The organism is Streptomyces sp. B15 (assembly GCF_018070605.1).
GTDB classification, from domain to species: Bacteria; Actinomycetota; Actinomycetes; order Streptomycetales; family Streptomycetaceae; genus Streptomyces; species Streptomyces smyrnaeus.
This window is the reverse complement of record NZ_JAGPXJ010000194.1, coordinates 1-2,209: the sequence shown is the minus strand read 5'-3', so window position 1 is coordinate 2,209 and position 2,209 is coordinate 1. Positions and strand designations below refer to the sequence as shown.

2 protein-coding genes and 1 pseudogene are annotated in these 2,209 nt (G+C 70.4%); 1 reads left to right on the top strand and 2 read right to left on the bottom strand.

Annotated elements, in window-relative coordinates:
- A pseudogene (locus tag KBY19_RS35760) lies at positions 1-387 on the bottom strand (hypothetical protein); the annotation flags it as partial.
- Positions 388-1,022: 635 nt separating this feature from the next.
- Positions 1,023-1,541, bottom strand: coding sequence for an FBP domain-containing protein (locus KBY19_RS35755; protein WP_210967508.1), 519 nt, complete (start codon positions 1,539-1,541; stop codon positions 1,023-1,025).
- A 197-nt stretch (positions 1,542-1,738) separates the two neighbouring features.
- On the opposite strand from KBY19_RS35755, the gene KBY19_RS35750 reads away from it, so the two are divergent.
- On the top strand, positions 1,739-2,209 hold a 471-nt coding region (locus KBY19_RS35750), incomplete at its 3' end, for a DUF4232 domain-containing protein (protein WP_210967507.1).

Genomic DNA, 2,209 nt, shown 5'->3' with positions numbered 1-2,209 from the left:
GTGCAGGGTCTCGGCCACCTCGCGCTGGGCGTCGTCGCCGAGGGGCCCGCCCGCGCGTCCCGCCAGCTCCCGGGCCTGGCGGGCGAGCGCCGCGGTGATCTGGCGCTGCCGGGCGGACAGCTCACGAAGCTGTCCGCCGTCCAGGTCCCGGTGGGCGCCCCGCATCGCCTCGCCGAGTTCCAGCAGCAGCTGGGTCTCCTCGGGCTCCTCGCGTACGAGGAGATTGGCCGCCCATGCTGCCGCGGTCGGTCGGCGCAGCTTGCGGATGTGCTCGGCCAGCTCCCGGTCCCCCGCCTTCCTGGCCTGTTGTGCCCGTGCGTCGCGCGTGGCGGTGAATTCGCCGGGCGCGAGCCCGTACAGCTCGTCGGCGACAGCGTCCAGGTCCAACCGTCCTCCCACACCGCTCCGGTTTCTGCTCCAGGGCGGTACCCGCGGCCCCGTCCGGCTCAGCGGCACCCGGTGGAAAGCACTCGGCGGCGCCACCCGGTTGACCCGGATGCCGCCTTTTTTCGATGCCGGCGCAATGTCCGGGCGGCCGATCATCCGCTGTTCGCATTCCTGCTCTGTTCGCATTCCGCGGGGGCGGCAGGAGTCACATGTTTTTGGAGACAGTGTCTGGTGCGATGCGCCCCCTGCCCAGGTCATGCGCCCCCACGCTTCCGCTCCGCACACTCGGGGGGTTAACCGGCAGGTCCCTTGCTTTCCTTGCCTCCCGGCCCCTGAATTGATTTTCACTGAAGTCCGTCTCGCAGGCGGCCCTTCAGCGCAGTGCCTCCAAGGAACACAGAAAGCGAAGCGGAACTCACGGAAAGGCGGACATTCCGCGGAGTGCACGACCCGGCCGTGGCCAGGCCGGGAGCCTCCTGGGCACCAGGTGCCCCTGGTCGATGCACCGGACGGTCAGGGGCACCGTTCCGGAGCCCTCAGCCGACCCCACGGGCCACAGCGCGGTACTCCAGCGGGGTCCGGCCGTCCTCCGCGTGAACCCGCTGGTGTGCCGGGGCCCGGCGACCGGGGCCGGGTCAGCCGGGAGCCGGTGCCGTGGGCACTCCGATCTTCATGAGGAACTGCTCCAGATTGGTGCGCAGACGTTCGATCTTCTGCTCGATCGGCAGCGTCTCCGGGGAACGCCGGTCGCCGCTGCTGTGCTTCTTCCCCCGTATGTAGAGGGAGCAGTCGAGGTCCGCACACAGATAGGCCCCCACCGTGTTGCCCTGCCGTCCCGCCGGACCGACCCGGGGCGCGGCCAGCAGTGCGACGCCGGTGCCGGGATGGGACGTCAGGCACACGGAACAGACCGTCGTCTTGGTGAAGCTGCGCTGCACCCCCTGGGAGGACCGGAGCGTGACGCCGACGAGGCGGCCCCCGTACTCGGTGACGAGGTGGCCCCGGTCGCGGGCGCCCGGATCGCGCCAGCCGAAGAAGTCCAGATCGCCCCATGGGCGCTCGTCCAGATCCCGGGGGACGGCCATCCTCCGGGCCTCTCCTTTGGAGCAGTTGACGAAACAGGTGCGGATCATCCGATCGGTGAGCGGTTCCATGATCGGCGACGCTAGGAAACAGCCGTCCGTGCTGTCATCCGGATTTCCGCAGGTCGCCGCCGCGGATCCGGGCGGCGAAGGTGAGAGTGACGGGCGTCACAGCATGGAGCGGGGCCCGCGGTGAACTTTTCGCTCGGCGGGCGCATCCAATCTCCCGTAAAGCGAACAAGCGCCCTATTGGGAGGGGAAGACCCGATATGACTGAGCAGCACCGGAACACCGCCGCCGCACGGGGGCGCATGGTCAAGCGTGCCGGCGCCGCGGGTCTGGCCGTCGCCGCAGCAGCGGGGCTCGGGCTCGCTGCTGCCGGGGCGGCACAGGCGCTCGGCAGCCAGGCGGACGCCACTGCGGCGCCCACCTGCAAGACCTCGGACCTCACCGCCTCGTTCGGGGAGAAGCTCGGCGGCGGAATGAACCACGAGGGCGTCGTGCTCAAGCTGAAGAACACCAGCGGCCACACCTGCAACCTGCGCGGCTACCCGGGCCTGGGCCTGGAGGACTCCGGCCACCGGACGCTGGGCTCGTCCGTGCACTGGGGCGACACCTACTACGCGCAGGACCCCGGCAAGAAGACGCTGCCGCTCAAGAACGGCCGGAGCGCCGAGGCGGTCATCTCCTGGACGCACGCCAACACCGGCACTCCCGATGCCCGGCACGCCGGCTACCTC